Annotated in this window: 17 protein-coding genes and 1 riboswitch; of the genes, 2 read left to right on the top strand and 15 right to left on the bottom strand. The window is 75.1% G+C overall.

Annotated elements, in window-relative coordinates:
* Positions 1–31: 31 nt before the first annotated feature.
* The 4 genes from ACZ6W9_RS06175 to ACZ6W9_RS06190 form a co-directional block, all read right to left on the bottom strand.
* Entirely contained in the window at positions 32–1,138 is a 1,107-nt protein-coding gene (locus tag ACZ6W9_RS06175) for an XdhC family protein (RefSeq protein WP_470116819.1), read from the bottom strand.
* Positions 1,131–2,237 (bottom strand): vWA domain-containing protein, encoded by a 1,107-nt coding sequence (locus ACZ6W9_RS06180; RefSeq protein ID WP_470116820.1) that lies wholly within the window; start codon positions 2,235–2,237, stop codon positions 1,131–1,133. Before ACZ6W9_RS06180 ends, ACZ6W9_RS06175 begins: the two co-directional genes overlap by 8 nt.
* The gene (locus ACZ6W9_RS06185) at positions 2,221–3,111 is read right to left on the bottom strand and encodes an AAA family ATPase (protein WP_470116821.1); all 891 of its coding nucleotides are present in this window, start codon (positions 3,109–3,111) and stop codon (positions 2,221–2,223) included. The genes ACZ6W9_RS06180 and ACZ6W9_RS06185 overlap by 17 nt, the downstream gene beginning before the upstream one ends.
* Positions 3,112–3,184: 73 nt before the next feature.
* Positions 3,185–3,643 (bottom strand): PH domain-containing protein, encoded by a 459-nt coding sequence (locus ACZ6W9_RS06190; protein ID WP_389954756.1) that lies wholly within the window; start codon positions 3,641–3,643, stop codon positions 3,185–3,187.
* A gap of 389 nt (positions 3,644–4,032) precedes the next feature.
* Here ACZ6W9_RS06190 and ACZ6W9_RS06195 point away from each other — a divergent pair, with 389 nt between their 5' ends.
* Positions 4,033–5,172: a serine hydrolase domain-containing protein gene (locus ACZ6W9_RS06195; protein ID WP_389954758.1), complete on the top strand. Its 1,140-nt coding sequence runs from the start codon at positions 4,033–4,035 to the stop codon at positions 5,170–5,172.
* A gap of 110 nt (positions 5,173–5,282) precedes the next feature.
* Here ACZ6W9_RS06195 and ribH read toward each other — a convergent pair whose 3' ends face one another.
* From ribH to rpe, 7 genes are all read right to left on the bottom strand, one after another.
* Positions 5,283–5,768, bottom strand: a complete 486-nt coding sequence (ribH, locus tag ACZ6W9_RS06200) for a 6,7-dimethyl-8-ribityllumazine synthase (RefSeq protein WP_362934632.1) — start codon at positions 5,766–5,768, stop codon at positions 5,283–5,285.
* On the bottom strand, positions 5,765–7,048 hold the full coding sequence (locus ACZ6W9_RS06205) for a bifunctional 3,4-dihydroxy-2-butanone-4-phosphate synthase/GTP cyclohydrolase II (protein ID WP_389954764.1): 1,284 nt from the start codon (positions 7,046–7,048) through the stop codon (positions 5,765–5,767). Before ACZ6W9_RS06205 ends, ribH begins: the two co-directional genes overlap by 4 nt.
* A complete protein-coding gene (locus ACZ6W9_RS06210; protein WP_389954767.1) occupies positions 7,045–7,710 on the bottom strand; it encodes a nicotinamide mononucleotide transporter family protein in 666 nt (221 codons plus the stop codon). Before ACZ6W9_RS06210 ends, ACZ6W9_RS06205 begins: the two co-directional genes overlap by 4 nt.
* Complete coding sequence (locus ACZ6W9_RS06215; protein ID WP_389954770.1) at positions 7,707–8,315, bottom strand: riboflavin synthase; 609 nt, start codon at positions 8,313–8,315, stop codon at positions 7,707–7,709. The genes ACZ6W9_RS06210 and ACZ6W9_RS06215 overlap by 4 nt, the downstream gene beginning before the upstream one ends.
* Positions 8,296–9,417 (bottom strand): bifunctional diaminohydroxyphosphoribosylaminopyrimidine deaminase/5-amino-6-(5-phosphoribosylamino)uracil reductase RibD, encoded by a 1,122-nt coding sequence (ribD, locus tag ACZ6W9_RS06220; RefSeq protein ID WP_470116822.1) that lies wholly within the window; start codon positions 9,415–9,417, stop codon positions 8,296–8,298. Before ribD ends, ACZ6W9_RS06215 begins: the two co-directional genes overlap by 20 nt.
* 133 nt (positions 9,418–9,550) lie before the next feature.
* Positions 9,551–9,681: riboswitch (FMN riboswitch) on the bottom strand.
* Between the two features lie 141 nt (positions 9,682–9,822).
* Positions 9,823–10,650: an oxygenase MpaB family protein gene (locus ACZ6W9_RS06225; protein ID WP_389954775.1), complete on the bottom strand. Its 828-nt coding sequence runs from the start codon at positions 10,648–10,650 to the stop codon at positions 9,823–9,825.
* Between the two features lie 299 nt (positions 10,651–10,949).
* A complete protein-coding gene (gene rpe / locus ACZ6W9_RS06230) occupies positions 10,950–11,627 on the bottom strand; it encodes a ribulose-phosphate 3-epimerase (protein ID WP_389954777.1) in 678 nt (225 codons plus the stop codon).
* A 248-nt stretch (positions 11,628–11,875) separates the two neighbouring features.
* On the opposite strand from rpe, the gene mptB reads away from it, so the two are divergent.
* Entirely contained in the window at positions 11,876–13,465 is a 1,590-nt protein-coding gene (gene mptB / locus ACZ6W9_RS06235; protein WP_470116823.1) for a polyprenol phosphomannose-dependent alpha 1,6 mannosyltransferase MptB, read from the top strand.
* Between the two features lie 79 nt (positions 13,466–13,544).
* Here mptB and asnB read toward each other — a convergent pair whose 3' ends face one another.
* From asnB to def, 4 genes are all read right to left on the bottom strand, one after another.
* Positions 13,545–15,401 (bottom strand): asparagine synthase (glutamine-hydrolyzing), encoded by a 1,857-nt coding sequence (gene asnB / locus ACZ6W9_RS06240; protein ID WP_470116824.1) that lies wholly within the window; start codon positions 15,399–15,401, stop codon positions 13,545–13,547.
* A 307-nt stretch (positions 15,402–15,708) separates the two neighbouring features.
* Positions 15,709–17,283, bottom strand: a complete 1,575-nt coding sequence (locus ACZ6W9_RS06245; protein WP_470116825.1) for an RsmB/NOP family class I SAM-dependent RNA methyltransferase — start codon at positions 17,281–17,283, stop codon at positions 15,709–15,711.
* Positions 17,280–18,227 (bottom strand): methionyl-tRNA formyltransferase, encoded by a 948-nt coding sequence (gene fmt / locus ACZ6W9_RS06250; RefSeq protein WP_362934602.1) that lies wholly within the window; start codon positions 18,225–18,227, stop codon positions 17,280–17,282. Before fmt ends, ACZ6W9_RS06245 begins: the two co-directional genes overlap by 4 nt.
* Positions 18,228–18,231: 4 nt before the next feature.
* Positions 18,232–18,780, bottom strand: coding sequence for a peptide deformylase (def, locus tag ACZ6W9_RS06255; protein ID WP_362934599.1), 549 nt, complete (start codon positions 18,778–18,780; stop codon positions 18,232–18,234).
* Between the last annotated feature and the right edge of the window lie 99 nt (positions 18,781–18,879).

Consider the following 18,879-nt stretch of genomic DNA (forward strand, 5'->3'; position numbering starts at 1 on the left):
TCCGGGTTTCGCGGGTCCGGGGTCCCCGGGGTCACGGCCGGGCCCCATCCCCGTGGATGCGCCCGGAACCGCCGGTGAGCGGCCGCCCCGAGCCGCCCCAGCGCAGCTGGACCAGTTCGGCGGCGATGGACACCGCGGTCTCCTCGGGGGTCCGCGCGCCCAGGTCGAGCCCGATCGGCGAGCGCAGCCGCGCCAGCTCGGCCTCCCCCAGCCCGGCCTCCCGCAGCCGCTCCAGCCGGTCCTCGTGGGTACGGCGCGAGCCCATCGCGCCGACGTAGCCGGCCGGGGTGCGCAGCGCGACCTCCAGCAGCGGCACGTCGAAGCGGGGATCGTGGGTGAGCACGCAGATCGCGGTGCGCTCGTCCACGGAGATCGAGGTCAGGTAGTCGTGCGGCCATCTGACGACGACCTCGTCGGCGTCGGGGAAGCGCTTGGCGGTGGCGAAGACCGGCCGGGCGTCGCAGACGACCACGTGGTACCCGAGGAACTTGCCGATCCTGGCCACCGCGGCGGCGAAGTCGATCGCGCCGAAGACCAGCATCCGGGGCGGCGGGGCGAAGGAGTGCACGAAGACCGCCAGGTCGTCGAGCCGCCGCTCGCCCTGCGGGCCGTACCGGCGGATCCCGGTGATCCCCTGGGCGAGCATGCCGCGGACGTCGTCGTCGACGGCGTCGTCCAGGCGGTCCCCGCCGAGGGAGCCGGAGGCGCGGTCCGGCCAGACGACCCGGCGGGCGCCGGTCCGGCCGGGCCCGGACAGCACGGTCGCCACCGCCACCGGCTCGCGGGCGGAGACGGAGGCGGCCACCTCCCCCAGCTCGGGGAACGCCTCCCGCGAGACCGGCTCGACGAACACGTCGAGGATTCCCCCGCAGGTCAGACCAGCCGAGAAGGCGTCGTCGTCGCTCACGCCGTACCGCTGCAGGACCGGGGCGCCCGAGGCGGCCACCTCGCGGGCCAGCTCGTAGACGGCGCCCTCGACGCAGCCGCCCGAGACGCTGCCCTCGGCCTCCTCGCCGAACACGGCCATGGCGGCGCCCGGCGGGCGGGGCGCGCTGCGGAAGGTGCTCACCACGGTGGCCAGGCCGAACGTCGCCCCGGCCGACCACCACCGCACGATCTGCGACAACACGTCACGCATGAGCCCCTCCCAGGAGCGCGGCCAGTTCCTCGAACGCCGCCAGGCTGTGCCCGGCGACGAAGTCGTCGATGTACGGCAGGGCCGCGCGCATCCCTGCGGTGAGCGGCCGGTAGCCCTCCCGCCCCCGGTGCGGGTTGACCCAGATCACTCGGTGCGCCACCCGCGACAGGCGGGCCATCTGCGCGCCCAGCAGCGAGACGTCGCCGCGTTCCCACCCGTCGGAGGCGATGACCACGGTCGCGCCGCGGGCGTCGTTCAGCGCGAGGAGCCGGCGCAGCTCCTCACCGAGGCGGGTGCCGCCGCTCCAGTCGGGGATGGCGCGGGAGGCGGCGTCCATCGCCGCGGCCGGGTCGCGGCGGCGCAGCTCGGCGGTGACGCGGGTGAGGCGGGTGCCGGCACTGAACACCTCGGTGGCCCGGGGCTCGGCGGCGAGGAGGGCGTGGCCGAGTCGCAGCAGCGTGTCGGCGTAGGGCGTCATGGAGCCGCTGACGTCGACCACCAGGACGACCCGGCGGGGCCTGGTGCGGCGGACGCGGCGGCGCAGCCGGGCGGTCTCCCCGCCGCGGCGCAGGGTCTCGCGGATCGTCGCGGCGGGGTCGAGCCGTCCCCGCCGCGACGGCCGGGACCGCCGCGACCTGCGCCGTTCACGCCCGGCCCGGAGCAGGGCCAGCAGCCGGTGCACCTCGGCCAGCTCGGCGGCGGTCAGCCCGGCCACGTCCCGGTTGCGCAGCACCTCCAGCTCGCTCGCCCCGGCCGGACGCGCCGTGGACTCCCGCTCGCCGCCGTCGCCGGACTCGCCGCCGAGGGTGGCGACGTGCCGGGTGACGGTCACCGTCGCGGATCGGGCGGGGCCCGCCCGCAGGCCCCCGAAGTAGGCCGCGAACACCCGGTCGTAGCGGGGGAGGTCCTCGGCGGAGGCGCACAGGGTGAGCCGGCCCGCCCAGTAGACGTCCCCGGGCCGGGCGGCGTCCAGGCAGGACAGCGCGCGCAGCAGCCCCTGGGTCCTGGCGTGGTCGGCGGGGACCCCGGCGGCCCGGAGCGTCCTGGCGAACCCGGTCATGACGGCGACCAGGTCGCGGCCGTCAGCGGCGGAGGTCATCGAACAGCCCGTCCCCGAGCGCGGCCTCGTGGTCCTCACGGTGCTTGAGCAGGGCGCCGAGCGTGGCGGCGGCCAGGGCGGGATCGAGTTCGCGGGCGCCGAGGGTCAGCAGGGCCTCGGTCCAGTCGAGGGTCTCGGCGATCCCCGGCGGCTTCACCAGCCCGGCCCCGCGCAGCCGCCCGGCCGCGCCGGCGACCTGCCGGGCGAGCGTCTCGGAGCAGGTGGGCAGGCGCCGCAGCAGGATGGCGACCTCCCGGTCGAAGGAGGGATGCTCCAGCCAGTGGTAGAGGCAGCGCCGTTTCAGGGCGTCGTGAACCTCCCGGGTGCGGTTGGAGGTCAGCACGACGACCGGGGGGTGCTCGGCGCGGATCGTGCCGAGTTCCGGGACGGAGATCGCGAAGTCGGAGAGCACCTCCAGCAGGATCGCCTCGAACTCCACGTCGGCCCGGTCCACCTCGTCGATCAGCAGGACGCTGGGCCAGGTCTCGATCGCCCGCAGCAGCGGCCGGGCGATCAGGAAGCGCCGGTCGTAGACCTCCGTCTCCAGCCGGGCCGGGTCGGCGGTCCCGCCCGCCTCGGCGGCCTTGAGGTGCAGGAGCTGGCGGGCGAAGTCCCAGTCGTAGAGGGCCTGGGGGCCGTCGAGGCCCTCGTAGCACTGGAGCCTGATCAGCGGCGCGTCCAGCACGGCCGCCAGGGCCCTGGCCAGCTCGGTCTTGCCGACCCCCGCGGCGCCCTCCAGCAGCAGCGGGCGGCCCATCCGCAGCGCCAGGAAGGCGGCGGTGGTCAGCCCCTCGTCGGCGAGGTACGCCTGCCGGTCGAGCAGCCCGGCCAGCTCGCCGGGCGAGCCGAGGCCCGGCACGTCGGTCAACCGCACCACATCAGGCTACGCCCGCCCACCCGTTTCCAGGGGTTCCGGCGGTGTCCGGTTCCGGCGGGTTCGGGGCCGCTCAGTGGCGCTCGTCGGTCTCCCCGCGCTCCCGGATGAGCGCCAGCAGCTCGCGGACCTGCCGTACGGTCCGCTCCTTCTCCGAGCCCTGCAGGCCCATGGCGCCGACGGTCGCGCCGTCGGCGAAGTCGATCTTGGCCCAGGGTTCGCTGTCGATCAGCGTCACCCCCAGGACCTCGGGCCACTCGTAGCGGTGCACCCGCAGCGGGTTGACCACGGTGACGCCCCGCTCGTCGGCCTCCACCCGGCACCGCCCGAGCAGGTGCAGCAGCCAGGCGATCACCCCGCCGAGCCCGACCATCGCGATCCGGTCGGGCAGGTGGAACGGCGCGGGCAGCACGAACGCCATCACCAGGGCGCCCAGCATGACCAGCCCGGCGAAGCCGTAGGCCACGGCCCGTCCCTTCTTCGGCCGCCACACGACGGGCAGCGGGGGCGCGGGGACGCTCTCGGGGCTCATTCGGGGCTCACTGAACGATCACGATCCTTCGAGAAACCGCCGCTCAGAGCGGTCGTGGCGGCAATCACGGCACCTGACGAAATCTATCGCACACCCGGCCGGCCCCTGCTCTCCGGTCCGGCCGGCGTCCGGCGTCGCGTCCCACCGCGGTCGTACCCGTGTGCGACCACGGGATCATCCGGAACTCGATCTCGGCGACGAGGCGGACGCCCGCCCGCGCGCCGAGGATTGATCTCGTTCCCACGCCGCCGGAGGACGCCGAAGCGCTCCCCCACCGGAAGACACCGAAGCGCTTCCCGCCAGCGGCCGCCGAAGCGGCTCCTCCGCCGGCGGCCGCCGCCGGGAGTCCGCCGGGCGGCCCGCTCCCCCGAACCGATGAGGACCCCCTGATGTCACGTACCGTCGCGATCGCCCTGGCCGTCACCGCGTTCCTCGGGGCCGCGGCACCCGCCCACGCGACGACGCGCCCGCGGGACGACCTGGCCGAGGTGCGGAGGACGCTGGACGGGATCGTGGCCGCCGGGGCTCCGGGGGTGCTCGCCCGCGTCGACGACGACGAGGGCGCCTGGATCGGCACCGGCGGCGTCGCCGACCTGACCACCCGTGCCCCGATGCCGCCGCAGGCCCGGTTCCGGGTGGCCAGCCTGACCAAGAGCGTCGTGGCCACCGTCGTCCTGCAACTGGTCCAGGAGGGGAAGGTACGGCTCGACGACCCGATCGCCGCCCTGCTGCCCGGCCTGATCAGGGACGGCGACCGCGTCACCGTCCGGCGGCTGCTCAATCACACCGGGGGGCTGGCCGACTACATGGAACACGCCGAGTTCGCCGATCCCGGGCACTACGCGCGGCGCGCCTACCGGCCCGAGCGGCTCGTCGCGTACGCCGAGCAGGTCGAGAGGCCGGAGCCCGGCGCCTTCCACTACTCCAACGCCGGGTACATCGTGCTGGGGATGCTGGTGGAGAAGGTGACGGGCCACACCCTGAGCGCCGAGGTGGACCGGCGGATCCTCGGGCCCGCCCGCATGACCCGCTCCTACCTGCCGGTCACCGACCCCCGCATCCACGGCCCGCACGCCACCGGCTACTACCTGCCCGAAGGCGCGGACACGGACGGGCTGCGGCCGCTCACCCGCATCGATCCCTCCTGGGCCTGGGCCGCCTTCGGCCTGGTGAGCGACGGCCGCGACGTCAACCGCTTCTACCGGGCGCTCTTCGGCGGGCGTCTCATCGGCCCGCGGCTGCTGGCGGAGATGCGGACCGGGGTGGGGACCCCGCAGGCGCCGGTGTTCCCCCGGTACGGCCTCGGCCTGGAGGCGGTGGCGCTGACCTGCGGGGAGAAGTGGGGCGCGACCGGTTCCATCCCCGGATACGTCACCTTCGGCTTCGCCGACGACACCGGGAGGAGGCGTATGACGATCTCGGTCAACGTCCAGCGGAACGACCCCCGGGCCGGGCTGCTCATCCTCGCGGCCGTCAACTCCCTCAACCAGTACTTCTGCGGCGAGCCGTACGAGATGCCGCGGGGGTGAGCCCGGGCCGGCGGTGCGGGTGGCGCCGCCCGCCGGCCCGTGTGTCCCGCGGCCGTCCGGCCGCGGGACATACGGGTCCGTGCCCGGCACGGGGTCTCCGGCGCCGGACGCTAGCGGGGCCGCCCGCCGGAGGCGAGGCCGCGCAGCAGCAGCGCGGTCTCCAGGGCGGCGACGGTGGCCTCGTAGCCCTTGTCCTCCTTGCTTCCCGGCAGCCCGGAGCGGTCGAGCGCCTGCTGGAGGGTGTCGCAGGTCAGCACGCCGTTGCCGACCGGCGTCCGTTCGTCGAGGGAGATCCGGGTCAGGCCGGAGGTCACCGAGTCGCAGACGTAGTCGAAGTGGGCGGTGTCCCCGCGGATCACCGCCCCGAGGGCGACGACCGCGTCGCAGCGGGCGGCCAGCGCCTGGGCCACGACGGGGATCTCCAGCGACCCGGCCACCCGGACGACGGTCTCGGTGGCGCCGCTGTCCCTGGCGGCCTGGACGGCCCGCTCCACGAGCCGGTCGGTGATCTCCGCGTGCCACCGGGCGGCCACGATGCCGACGGTCAGCCCGGCGGCGTCGGCGGCGTCGGCCGGGGGCCTTCCGGTGCCGCTCACGCGTCCTCCCGCCCGCCGCGGACGCCCGGCGCGACCGGCACACCGATGTCCCCGGCCGCCGTCCCTCCCGGCGGCTCCTGCCCGATGTCGTGGCCGAGGCGGTCGCGCTTGGCCGTGAGGTACCTCTCGTTGTACGGGTTCACCGCCACCGGCATCGGCTCGCGGCCGAGCACCTTGACGCCGTAGCCGTCCATCCCGCGCAGCTTGGCCGGGTTGTTGGTGAGCAGCCGTACCGACTTCACGCCCAGGTCGGCGAGGATCTGCCCGGCGTTGGAGAACTCGCGGGCGTCCACCGGCAGCCCGAGCTCCAGGTTGGCGTCCACGGTGTCGCTGCCGGCGTCCTGAAGGCTGTAGGCCCGGAGCTTGGCCAGCAGCCCGATGCCGCGCCCCTCGTGCCCGCGCAGGTACACGACCACCCCGCGGCCCTCCTCGGCGATCATCGACATGGCGTTGTCGAGCTGCACCCCGCAGTCGCAGCGCAGCGAGCCGAGCACGTCGCCGGTCAGGCACTCGGAGTGGGCCCGGACCAGGACGTTCTCGCCGTCCTCCAGGTCGCCGTAGACGAGGGCGAGGTGCTCGCCGCCGTCCAGGGCGCTGGAGTAGCCGAAGGCGCGCCACATCCCGTGGCGGTTCGGCATCCGGGTCTCGGCGACCCGGGTCACCATCCGCTCGGTACGGCGGCGGTACTCCGCGAGCTGCTCGATGGAGACCAGCGCCAGGTCGTGCTCGTCGCAGAACTCGCGCAGCTCGGGCAGCCGCTTCATGGTGCCGTCGTCGTTGACGACCTCGGCGAGCGCGCCCGCCGGGGTCAGCCCGGCCAGCCTGGCGAGGTCCACGGCCGCCTCGGTGTGACCGCGCCGCGCCAGCACGCCGCCCTCGCGGTAGCGCAGCGGGAAGACGTGGCCGGGCCGTACCAGCTCGTAGGGCTCGGTCGCCGAGTCGCACAGGGTCCGGATCGTCTTGGCCCGGTCGGCGGCGGAGATGCCGGTGCTCACGCCGTCGCGGGCGTCCACGCTGATCGTGTAGGCGGTGCGCAGCCGCTCGCGGTTGTCGTTCACCATCAGCGGCAGGCCGAGCCGGTCGAGGGCCTCGCCGGGCATCGACACGCAGATCACGCCGCTGCTGTGCCGGATGGTGAAGGCCACCAGCTGCGGGGTGGCGCGGGCCGCGGCGAAGATGATGTCACCCTCGTTCTCGCGGTTCTCGTCGTCGACGACCACGACGGGCAGGCCGTCGCGGATGTCGTTGACGGCACGTTCGATCGGGTCGAGCACGGTCACAACGCCTCCTCGGGGACGAGTGCCGCCCGGGAAGAGCGGTACTCCTTGAGCCAGTTGAGGAACCCGGCCAGGACGAGCACGAAGAACACCCCGTACACCGCCCCGGACACGACGAGTCCGGACTTGAAGGCCAGCGGCACGCCGACCAGGTCGACGGCCACCCAGACGATCCAGAAGTCGACCAGCGCCCGCCCCTGCGCCCAGGTGGCGACGGCGCTGCCGACGAAGATGTAGGCGTCGGCGGCGACCAGGTAGTAGCCCTCGGGCGGCGGGACGGCCGCGCCCCAGGACAGCTTGGCGACCCAGAAGACGACGCCCACCGCGATCGTGCCGACCAGCAGGGTCGCGATCATCCCGGCGCGCTCGAAGAACCGCGCGGGCCGCACGGGCAGGCTCCCGCCGTCGCGGACCCCGCGCGACCACCGCCACCAGCCGTAGACCGCCAGGCCGCCGAACATGACCTGCTTGAGGGCGTTGCCGGTGACGTGCGCGGTGAGCGAGGCGATGAGCAGCAGCACCGCGCCGGTGAGCTGCACCGGCCAGGTCCACAGCGACTTGCGGATCGCCAGCAGCACCGTCGCCAGGGAGGCGACGTTGCCGACCAGGTCGGTCCAGAGCACCTTCGTGCCGAGGACCTCGAATCCCGCCTGCGTCCAGTTCACGCCCGGCCCCCGGGGGCGTAGGCGGCGGTCAGCTTCTCCACGTGCTTGGCGATGACGTCGGCCTCCAGGTTCACCGGGTCGCCCGGCCGCTTGGCGCCGAGGGTGGTGAGCCGCAGCGTGGTGGGGATCAGGCTGACGGTGAGGCTCTCGCCGTCCACGCCCGCCACGGTCAGGCTGACGCCGTCCACCGCGATCGAGCCCTTCTCGACCACGTAGCGGTTCAGCTCGGCCGGCAGCGAGATCCTGACGACCTCCCAGTGCTCGCCCGGCTCGCGCGACAGCAGCGTGCCGGTGCCGTCGACGTGGCCCTGGACGATGTGGCCGCCCAGGCGCGCGTCGGCGCGGACGGCCCGCTCCAGGTTGACCGGGGAGCCGGGCCGCAGCGCCCCGAGGGAGCTGCGGTCCAGGGTCTCCTTCATCACGTCGGCGGTGAAGACGTCCCCGTCCACCTCCACCACGGTCAGGCAGACGCCGTTGACGGCGATCGAGTCGCCGTGCCGGGCGTCGGCGGTCACGACCGGTCCGCGGACCGACAGCCGCGCCGCGTCCGGCAACGGCTCGACCGCGGCGATCTCGCCGAGCTCCTCAACGATTCCGGTGAACATCCGCATCTCCTCGAAGGGGTATCGGCCGGGCGGTGAGCCGCAGGTCCGGGCCGGTGGGGGTGACATCCTCGAACTCCAGGCGGTGGGTGCCGGCGATCGTGGCGACGCCGGCCGGGCCGAGCGCGGCGGCCCCCGCGCCCAGCAGCGCGGGCGCGAGGTAGCCGACGACCCGGTCCACCAGGCCCTCGCGCAGGAACGAGCCGGCGAGCGTGGGACCGCCCTCCAGCAGCACGCCGACGACCTGGCGGCGGCGCAGCTCGGCGAGCAGCTCCGCCAGGTCGAGGCCGTACGGCTCGCGCCGGGTGAGCCGTACCACGTCGGCCCGGCCGGCGAGGGCCTCGACCGCGGCGGGGTCGGCGTCGGCGGCGACCGCCACCAGGGCGGGGGTCCGGCCGTCCAGGACGCGGGCGCCGGCGGGGACGCGGGCGGCGGAGTCGACGACCACGCGCAGCGGCTGCCGGGCGGGCGGCCCGCTCGCGGGGCGGGCGGTCAGGAGGGGGTCGTCGGCGAGGACCGTGCCGATGCCCGCCACGACCGCGTCGGCCTCGGCGCGCAGGCGGTGCACGTCGGCGCGGGCCTCGGGGGAGGTGATCCACTGGCTGGTGCCGTCGGCGGCGGCCGAGCGGCCGTCCAGCGTCGCGGCGTACTTCCAGGTGACGTGCGGGCGGCCGAGCCGTACGGAGGTCAGCCATTCGGCGTTGCCACGCCCGGCCTCGGCGGCGAGGACGCCGGTCTCCACCGTCACCCCGTGCCGCCGCAGCCGCTCGGCGCCGCCCGCCGCCTCCGGGTTGGGGTCGCGCACCGCGACGACGACGCGGGCGACGCCCGCCGCCAGCAGCGCGGCCGAGCAGGGCCCGGTGCGCCCGGTGTGGTCGCAGGGTTCGAGGGTGACGTAGGCGGTGCCGCCCCGGGCACGCTCACCGGCGGCGCGCAGCGCGGCCACCTCGGCGTGGGGGCCGCCGGCGCGGGCGTGGAACCCCTCCCCCGCCACCCGGCCCGAGGCGTCGAGGACGACACAGCCGACCACGGGGTTGGGGCTGGTGGTGCCGCGTCCGCGTGCGGCGAGCTCGATGGCCCGGCGCATGTGCGCCAGATCGGTCACCCGGGTCTCCTCGTCGCCAGTAGCTTTGCCTGCCACGGCGGCCCCGGGGGAGATCACGACGGCACGCGCGCCGCTCACGGCGGCGGCCCGCACCGTCATCGGCGAAAGGAGTGCCCGAAGACACCTCTTCCGCCCGCGCGCTTCCTCCCATCCGGACTTTGACCGTCGGTCCCGGAATTCCACCGGGTCAACCGGTCGATGGATTCGACCGGGTCGCGGACTGTAACCGCCGGTTCGGAGTTTCACCGACCCCGGAGCACGCTGCTCTTGCTTTTCCTGCCTTCTTGCTTTCGTACGGACGCCTCGCCGAAGGCCGGCGTCCGTACATCAGTGTGCCACGCGTGGCAAACCGCATGGAACACCCCTACCGGATGCCGCAACCCCCTCAAGGGCGGTCCGGAACGCTCAGGCGGCCCGCTCGGCCGTCAGGCGCCGCGCCCGGCGGGCGTCGGGGCTGTAGCGCACCGGAGTGGGGACCAGGCCGATGCCGGTCTGCAGCGCCCGCAGGGTGGCGGTGGCCCACAGGTCGCCGAACGGCGTGCCGGGCAGGCCGTACAGCCTGCGGGCCCAGCGCGGCATGGTGGCGAAGGCCAGCACGGTCAGCGCGGGCAGGACCGGCTTGAACGGCACGAGGTACGGCGGGAGCGGCGCGCTGATCGACTGGGTGATCGACTGGCGCAGCGGGTGCGGCACCTCGGGGGCGAAGTAGAGGCCGGGCCGTCGGGCCTCGATGTAGTCGCGCATCTCACGGACCGAGCCGGGCACGGCGTCCGGGCTGAGGCCGACGACCTCGGCCGCGCGCCGCTGCTCGGCCACGAACAGGTCGGCGTCGGCGTCGCTCAGCCGCACCCCGGCCCGCCGGGCGACCGACAGGTAGGAGTCGACCTCGCCGACGTGGACCCAGGCCAGCGCGTCGGGGTCGTCGAGACGGTAGCGCTCACCGGTGTCGGGGTCGAAGGCCCGGAGACTCTCGTGGATCCTCCTGACCCTGGCCCCGGCGGCGGCGACCTCGGCGGTCGTGCCGTAGGTCCGCACCCGGACGAACTCGGAGGTGCGCAGGAAGCGCGACCACGCCTCGCCCGGGTCCATCAGCGCGGAGTTCTGCGCGACCCCGCGCATCGCCCTGGGGTGGAGGCCCTGCATCAGCAGCGCCCTGAACCCGCCGACCAGCAGGATCGGCTCGCCCATCACGCGCCAGGTCACCGAGCCCGGTCCGAACAGCCCGTGGTCCATGCGCCACCTCCCGTCGGATGCGCGTGGGCGCCCCCGGTGGCCGGGGGCGACACGTCTCGGGTCCATGACACAAGCATCGCAGAACACCGGCGGGACCGGACGGGCCGGCCGGGCTTTCCCGGCGGCCGGGCTTTCCCGGCGGCCGGCTGCGCCCGCCGGGGTTCCGCTCCCGTGGCCGGGGTTCCCCGCCGGTCAGGGTTCCCTACCGGTCGGGCCTTCCCACCGGTCACCGGGAAAACGCTCCCGCCGGTCGGCTACTCCCATGGTCAGGGTTCCCCGCCGGTCGGGATCCCCGCCGGTCAGGCGTTCTCGCCGGCCGGGTCCGTCTTGGCGGCGATGGACCGCAGGACGTCCACCGCGTGGGCCGGGTCCTCGGCGCCGTAGACGGCGTTGCCCGCCACGAAGACGTCCGCGCCCGCCTCGGCGCAGCGCTCGATGGTGCGCTCCGACACGCCGCCGTCCACCTGCAGCCAGACCCGGCCGCCGTGCGCCTCGATCAGCTCGCGGGACCGGCGGATCTTGGGCAGCACCATGTCGAGGAACTTCTGGCCGCCGAAGCCGGGCTCGACCGTCATGAGCAGCAGCATGTCGATCTCGCCGAGCAGGTCCTCGTACGGCTCGACGGGGGTGGCCGGGTTCAGCGCGAGACCGGCGCGCGCCCCGGCGGCGCGGATCTCACGCAGGGTGCGGACCGGGGCCTTGGCGGCCTCGGCGTGGATCGTCACGCTGCCCGCCCCCGCCTCGGCGTAGGCCGGGGCCCAGCGGTCCGGGTCGTCGATCATGAGGTGGCAGTCGAGCGGCAGCGGGCCGGCCTTGACCAGTGACTCCACGACCGGCAGGCCGAGGGTCAGGTTGGGCACGAAGTGGTTGTCCATGACGTCCACGTGCAGCCAGTCGGCGTTGGAGACCGCCGCGGCCGCCTCGGCGAGACGGGCGAAGTCGGCGGACAGGATGCTGGGTGAGATCTGTACGGCCATGATGCGGCCGAGTCTATTGTGCGGCCCCCACCGGCCCTCCCCCGGCCGCCTCGATCACCCCGTCGGTCCGCCGGCCTTTCGGCACCGGCCACGTCACCCGTGATCCTCCTCGCCGCACTCAGCCGATCTCCATCACCTCACCCGCCCCGATCACCCGGCGAACGCCGTCCCCACCCGGACCGTCCGGACGCGGGACCCCGGAATGTCGTAGATGATCTACGTTCGTGGGTGTTCTAAGCTGGAAGCCGATGCCGATGCCGATGCCGGAGCCGGTGCTCGTCCCCGCTCCCCGCCGGGCCGCGCGGTTCGCCGGGCGCGCCTGGCTCGCCCTGACCGGCGCCTCCATCGCGGCGATGCTGCTCCTCTGCCTGGCGGGCCCCTCGGCCGCGGTGCCCGCCCTCGGAGACGGACCGCCCTGGTCCTTCGCGTCCGCCTCCGCCGCCACTCCGGTGATCCTGCTGAGCGCCGCGGCGATCGTCGCCGGCGCGCTGGGAACCGGTGCCGGGCTGTACGCGCTGCGCCGGGGCCGGCACCTCGCGCCGGGCGCGATGCTCGCGGCCTCGGCGGTGGCCGTCCTCGTCTTCGTCCTCGTGCCGCCCGCCGGTTCGACCGACGCCCTCAACTACGCGATCTACGGGCGCATCGCCGCGCTGGGGCACGACCCGTACGTGGTGACCCCGGCGTGGCTGCACGCCGTGGGCGACCCGGTCGGCGCGTTCTCCCCCCCGGCCTGGCGGAACGCCCCGTCGGTGTACGGGCCGGTGGCCACCTGGGCGCAGCAGGCCGCCTCGTGGCTGGGCGGCGCGTCGATGGCCCGCACGGTCTTCGCCTGGAAGGCGATGGCCGGGCTGGCCTTCCTGCTGTCGGCGTTCCTCCTGGACCGGCTGGCCGGGCCCGCCCGCGAGCGGCGGGTCCGCGCCCACCTGCTGTGGAGCCTCAACCCGCTGATGCTGTGGCACGTGGTGGCCGGCGGCCACGTCGACGGGCTGGGGACGCTCCTACTGCTCGGGTCCTTCCTCGCCGCGCGGCGCAGCGGCCTGGCTGCGGGTGTGCTGCTCGGCGCGGCGGCCGCCGTCAAGGCGCCGTTCGCGCTGGCCGGGGCCGGGCTGTTCTGGGCGGCCCGCCGGTCGCCCGCCACGCTGGCGGCCACGGCCGCCGGGGCGGTCGTGGCCCTGACGGCTGCCTACGCCACCCGGGGCCCGGAGGCGCTGGCGAACGTCGCGGGCAAGGTCGCCTCCCGCGCGCTGGCCGACCCGTGGCGGGTGGCGGTGGCGGCGTGGCTCGGCGAGGGGCCGGAGGCGGTCGCGCTGGAGGGGCGGCTCGCCCTCGGCGCGGCCGTCCTGGTCGGCGCGCTGCTGTGCCTGCGGCTGCCCGCGGCGCCGTACGGACCGCACTCCGGACCGCATTCCGGGGCGCAGGCCGGGCCGGGGGCGGGGACGCCGGCCGTACGGACGGCGCTGGCGTGCTGCCTGGGCTGGCTGCTCACCTCGCCGATGCAGCACCCCTGGTACGACGCCCTGCTGTTCCCGCTCCTCGCGCTCATGCCCGCCTGCCGCCTGGACGGGCTGATGCTGGTCCGCGGCGTCGTGACGAGCCTGGTCTACCTGCCCGGGGCCGCGGGACTGCTCACGCTCCCGCCCACCCCGGTCGTCCGCTGGGCCGCCGAGGTCTACCGTCCCTGGGTTGCCCCGCTGGCCTCCGACGTCGTCATCGCCTGCGTCGTGGCGCTGGCCCTGGCCGGACGGCTGGGCGCCCGGCCGCTGCCGCCGGACACCGCACCTCCCACCGGAGCGGGACGCGCGGGACGGGCGGCGGGCCGGACGGGTCCGCCGGGCTGAGCGTCTCCCCGGACGGACCCGCCGGACCCCGCTGGACCTCACTGGACCCCGCCGGACCCCGCCGGGGATCCGAGCCCGGTCAGAGGTCGAGCCGGACGTCGTACTCGGCCATCCAGGCGTTGAGCTGGAGAAGCCCCTCCAGCTGCGCCCGGGCCCCGTCCGGGGCGCCGCCGGGACCGGCGGGCCTGGCGAGCGCGGCCCGCGCCCTGCCGACGTCGATCAGCGGTGCGACGGGGATGTCGCGGCGGTCGAGCAGCCGGGCCGCGCGCTCGCGCAGCGCCGCGTCGTAGCCGGGGTCCTGCGTGGAGGGGTAGGGGCTCTTGCGGCGTTCCAGGACCGAGCGGGGCAGCACGTCCGTGGTGGCGGCTCGCAGCAGGCTCTTCTCCCGCCCGTCGAAGGTCTTCATCGACCAGGGCGCGTTGAAGACGTACTCCACCAGGCGGTGGTCGCAGAACGGCACCCTGACCTCCAGCCCCACGGCCATGCTCATGCGGTCCTTGCGGTCGAGGAGGATCTGCACGAACCGGGTGAGGTGCAGGTGGGAGATCTCCCGCATGCGCCGTTCCAGGCCGCTCTCACCCGGCAGGCGCGGCGACTCGGCGAGCGCCTGGTGGTAGCTCTCGGCGCGGTAGGCGGGCAGGTCGAGCTTGCGCAGCAAGGCGTCGTCGAGGAGCGCGGCCAGCCCGCCGAACCGCCCGGCCCCCGGCGTCACCAGCCACGGGAAGGTGTCGGCGGCGACCGTCTCCGGATCGTGGAACCAGCGGTAGCCGCCGAACACCTCGTCGGCGGACTCCCCGGACAGCGCCACGGTGGAGTGCCGGCGGACCGCCGTGAACAGCAGCAGCAGGGAGGCGTCCATGTCCCCGATGCCGGTGGGCAGGTCGCGGGCCCGCAGGACCGCCGCCCGTACGGAGGGGTCCATGAGGTCGGCGGAGTCGAGCGTGATGTCGCTGTGGTCGGGGGCGACGTGCCGTACGACGTCGTGGACGTAGGGGGCGTCGGGGGTGTCCCGCATCTCGTCGGGCCGGAAGTTGTCGCTGTAGCCGGCGAAGTCGACGGCGAACGACCGGATTCCGCCCGCGCCGTGCTCCTTCGACGCCTTCGCGGCCAGCGCGGTGACGGCGCTGGAGTCGAGGCCGCCGGACAGCAGGGTGCACAGCGGGACGTCGGAGACGAGCTGGCGCTCGACGATGTCGTCCAGCAGGTCGCGCACGGTCCGGACGGTGGTGTCGAGGTCGTCGGTGTGCTCGCGCGCCTCCAGCCGCCAGTAACGGCGCCGGGCCAGGCCCCGGCGGCTCACCGTGACGATCTCGCCGGGACGGACCTCGTGCATGTCCCGGTAGATCGCGTGCCCCGGTGTCTTGACGAGCGCGAGCGCCTCGCGCAGGCCGTCGGCGTCGACCGCCGCCGGGCGGGCGAGCGGATTGGCCAGGATCGCCTTGGGTTCGGAGCCGAACAGCACGCCCGCCGGGGTCGGCCGGTAGTACAGCGGCTTGACGCCCATCCGGTCGCGGACCAGCAGCAGTTCCTCGCGGAGGATGTCCCAGATCGCGAAGGCGAACATGCCGTTCAGCCGGGTGACGAAGTCGCCGCCCCACTGGAGGTAGGCGCGCAGCACGACCTCGGTGTCGCTGCGGGTGCGGAAGCGGTGGCCGCGGGCGGCGAGCTCGTCGCGCAGCTCACGGAAGTTGTAGACCTCGCCGCTGTAGGTGAGGACGGCCAGCGGCCGGCCGTCCTCCTCGGCGACCATCGGCTGCCGGCCGCCCTCGACGTCGATCACGGCCAGCCGCCGGTGTCCCAGCGCCACGTGCGGGGCCAGCCACAGCCCCTCGTCGTCGGGCCCCCGGCAGGCCATGGTGGCGGTCATGGCCAGCGCGGTGCGTCCCGCCTGCCCGAGGTCGCGGTCGAAGTCCACCCAGCCGGATATTCCGCACATTTTCCGCACCCCGTCCCGTCGCCGGTCGTCGCGCGTCCGGGACGGCCCGCCGTACCCGCCGCCACGCCGGTTGCAGCGGCACGGCGGCCGGCGAGCGCCCGCGAACGCGCAAAAGACCATTGGAACCCGGTGAAGCCGTCAGGTCCACAGGGGCGCGCCAACGAGTCGGCGGCGCACCGGACCCGGTCCGGCCTCCCCCGTCCCGCCTTCCAGCGTACGGTCACCCGCTCCGGGACGGCCGTCCCCACCCGGCGGATGACCCGGCGGCCCGGTGGCGTGCGGGAACGGACAGCGGCCCCAGCCGGCCTCAGCCGCGGCGCAGCAGGGCCAGGAACATCGCGTCGGTGCCGTGCCGGTGCGGCCAGAACTGGGCGTACGGGCCCTCACCCAGCCCCTCGATCCCGGGGAGGTACGCGCGGGCGTCGAGGGCCTCGACGTCGTCGCGACGGCGCAGCAGGTCACCGACCACGGCGGAGGTCTCGGCCAGGTGCGGCGAGCAGGTGACGTAGGCGACGACCCCGCCGGGGCGCACGGCCTCCAGGGCCGAGTCCAGCAGCGCGCGCTGCAGCCGTCCAAGCTCGGGAAGGCTGCGCGGGTCGCGCCGCCAGCGGGCCTCCGGCCTGCGGCGCAGCGCGCCCAGGCCGGTGCAGGGGGCGTCGACCATGACCCGGTCGAACGCCCCGGGCCGCCAGGCGGGGGCCGTGCCGTCCGCGGTGATCACCGCCGCCTCGCGGGTGGACTGCCGGACCAGCCGGGCGCGGTGGTACTGCAGCTCGGCCGCGACCAGCCGGGCCCCGCCCCCGAAACCCGCCGGTCCCGGCTCCCCGGTCGCCCCGGCCCCGGTCGCCTCGGCCCCGGTCCCGGTGGCCGCGGACTCTTCGGCTCCGGTGACCGTACCGGCTCCGGCGTCGCGGGCGGCCGGGTCGCCGTGCGTGGCGATGGCGTCGAGCAGGCCCGCCTTACCGCCGGGCCCCGCGCACAGGTCGAGCCAGCGGGTGTCGCGGCCGCGCACCGGGACGCGGGCCAGGGCCAGCGCGACGAGCTGACTCGCCTCGTCCTGGACGGCGGCGCGCGTCTCGGCCACCGCCGGGACGGCGCCGGGGTCACCCTCGGGGAGGTAGGCCGCATAGGGGGAGTACGCGGCGGGCAGGGCCCCTTCCCGGAGCAGCTCCTCGACCGACGCGCGGCCGGGACGGGCGACCAGCGTGACGCGGGGGCGTTCGTTGTCGGCGGCCAGCAGCGCGGCGGTCTCGTCGAAGCCGCCGCCCACGGCGTCGCGCAGCGCGGTGACGATCCACCGGGGGTGGCTGTGGACCACGGCCAGATGACCGACCGGGTCGGCCTCCGGGCCGGGGGCCACGATCCCCAGCCACTGCTCACGCGACCGGGTCGCCACCTTGCGCAGCACCGCGTTGGCGTACTTCGACGCGCCGGTGCCGACGCGCAGCCGTACCAGGTCGACGGTGGTGCCCACGGCGGCGTGCGGCGGCACCCGGGTGGCGAGGAGCTGGTGGACGCCGAGGCGCAGGGCGTCGAGCAGCGGCGGGTCCACCTCCTCGGGGGCGCGGTCGCTGCAGACGGCGATGACCTCGTCGTAGGTGCCGAGGCCGCGCAGCGTGCCGTAGGCCAGCTCGGTGGCCAGGCCCGCGTCACGGCCGGTCAGGCGGCGTTCGCGCAGCAGTGCGGGCATCAGCAGGTTGGCGTAGGCGTCGCGCTCGTCGACGGCGCGCAGCAGGTCGTAGGCGGCGTTGCGCGGCTCGTCGCGCGCCGGCCGCCTCGGACGGCCGCCGCCCGAGCCCCGGCCGCCCCGGCCGCCCGAGCCGCCGTTCCGGCCGGGGCCGTGCCCGCCGCGGGACGCGCCGCCGCTCCCCTGGCCGCTCATGACGCGCCGCCCATGAGGTCGTCGTCGCCCGGCCGCACGCCGCGGGCCCACTCCAGGGCGCTCATCACGCGCTTGCCCTGCGGCTGCACCTCGCCCAGCTCCACCGGGAAGGTGGCCGTGCCGACCAGCACCGACCTCCTGGAGGCCAGGATCCGGCCGGGGGCCGGGGCGTCCGGGCCGGCGGCCTCGGGGACGGGCCGTACCGGGCCGAGCTTGAGCCGCAGGCCGCGGAACTCCGTCCACGCGCCGGGAGCGGGCGTGCAGGCGCGGACCAGCCGGTCGATCCGCATGGCGGGCGCCGACCAGTCGACCCTGGCGTCGTCCACGGTGATCTTCTTGGTGAAGCTCACCCCCTCGGGGGGCTGCGGGACGGCCTCCAGCGTGCCGTCCTCGATCCCGTCGAGGGTGGCGGCGAGCAGCCCGGCACCGGACTCGGCGAGCCGGGCGAGCAGGGCGCCGCTGGTGTCGGAGGCCCGGATCTCCTCGGTGAGGACGCCGTAGACCGGGCCGGCGTCCATCTCCTTGACCAGCCGGAAGGTGGTCGCGCCGGTGATCTCATCGCCGTGCAGGATCGCGTGCTGCACCGGGGCGGCGCCCCGCCAGGCGGGCAGCAGCGAGAAGTGCAGGTTGACCCAGCCGTGGCGCGGGACGTCCAGGGTGGCCTGCGGCAGCAACGCGCCGTAGGCGACCACCGGGCAGCAGTCGGGGGCGATCAGGCGCAGCCGCTCCAGGAACTCCGGATCGCCCGCCTTCTGCGGCCGGAGGATCTCGATGCCCGCCTCCTCCGCCAGCTCCGCGACGGGGCTCGGGTGGACCTTCCGGCCGCGGCCGGACTGGGCGTCCGGCCGGGTGACGACGGCGGCCACCTCGTGGCGCGAGGAGTCGAGCAGGGCCCGCAGGGAGGGCAGGGCGATGTCCGGGGTACCGGCGAAGACCAGACGCAAGGTCCTACAGAGCCTTCCCGTGGGTGGTGTGCGGGGAGAACTTGATCGCGGGCGCGGCGATCCCGCTCCACTCGGCCTCACGGATCGCCTTCATGGCGAGCTTGCGCTGCTTCGGATCCATCCGGTCGATGAACAGGATGCCGTCGAGGTGGTCGGTCTCATGCTGGAAGCAGCGGGCCATCAGGTCGGTGCCCTCAAGGGTGACGGGCTCGCCGTGCATGTCGAACCCCTTGGCCACGGCCCGGATCGCCCGGGGCGTGGGGAACGACAGGCCGGGGAAGGACAGGCAGCCCTCCTCGCCCTCCTCGTCTTGGTCGTCGGACAGGTCGAGGTCGGGGTTGATCAGGTGCCCGAGCCGGTCGTCCACGTAGTAGGTGAAGACGCGCAGGCCCACGCCGATCTGGGGCGCGGCCAGGCCGGCGCCGGGGGCGTCCATCATCGTGTCGGTGAGGTCCTTGACGAGCTTGCGCAGCTCCTTGTCGAAGTCCTTCACCGGCTCCGCGGGGGTGCGCAGCACCGGGTCGCCGAAAAGACGGATCGACTGAATGGCCAACAGGCTCTCCTCACGCTTCTCAGGGGATCCCCCAAGTCTAAGGGCCCGGACCGGGTCCACCGGCTGTGCTCATGGCGACGCTGCGCGTCGCGGCTCGGG

The sequence above is a fragment of the Streptosporangium sp. NPDC053982 genome, from assembly GCF_055585205.1.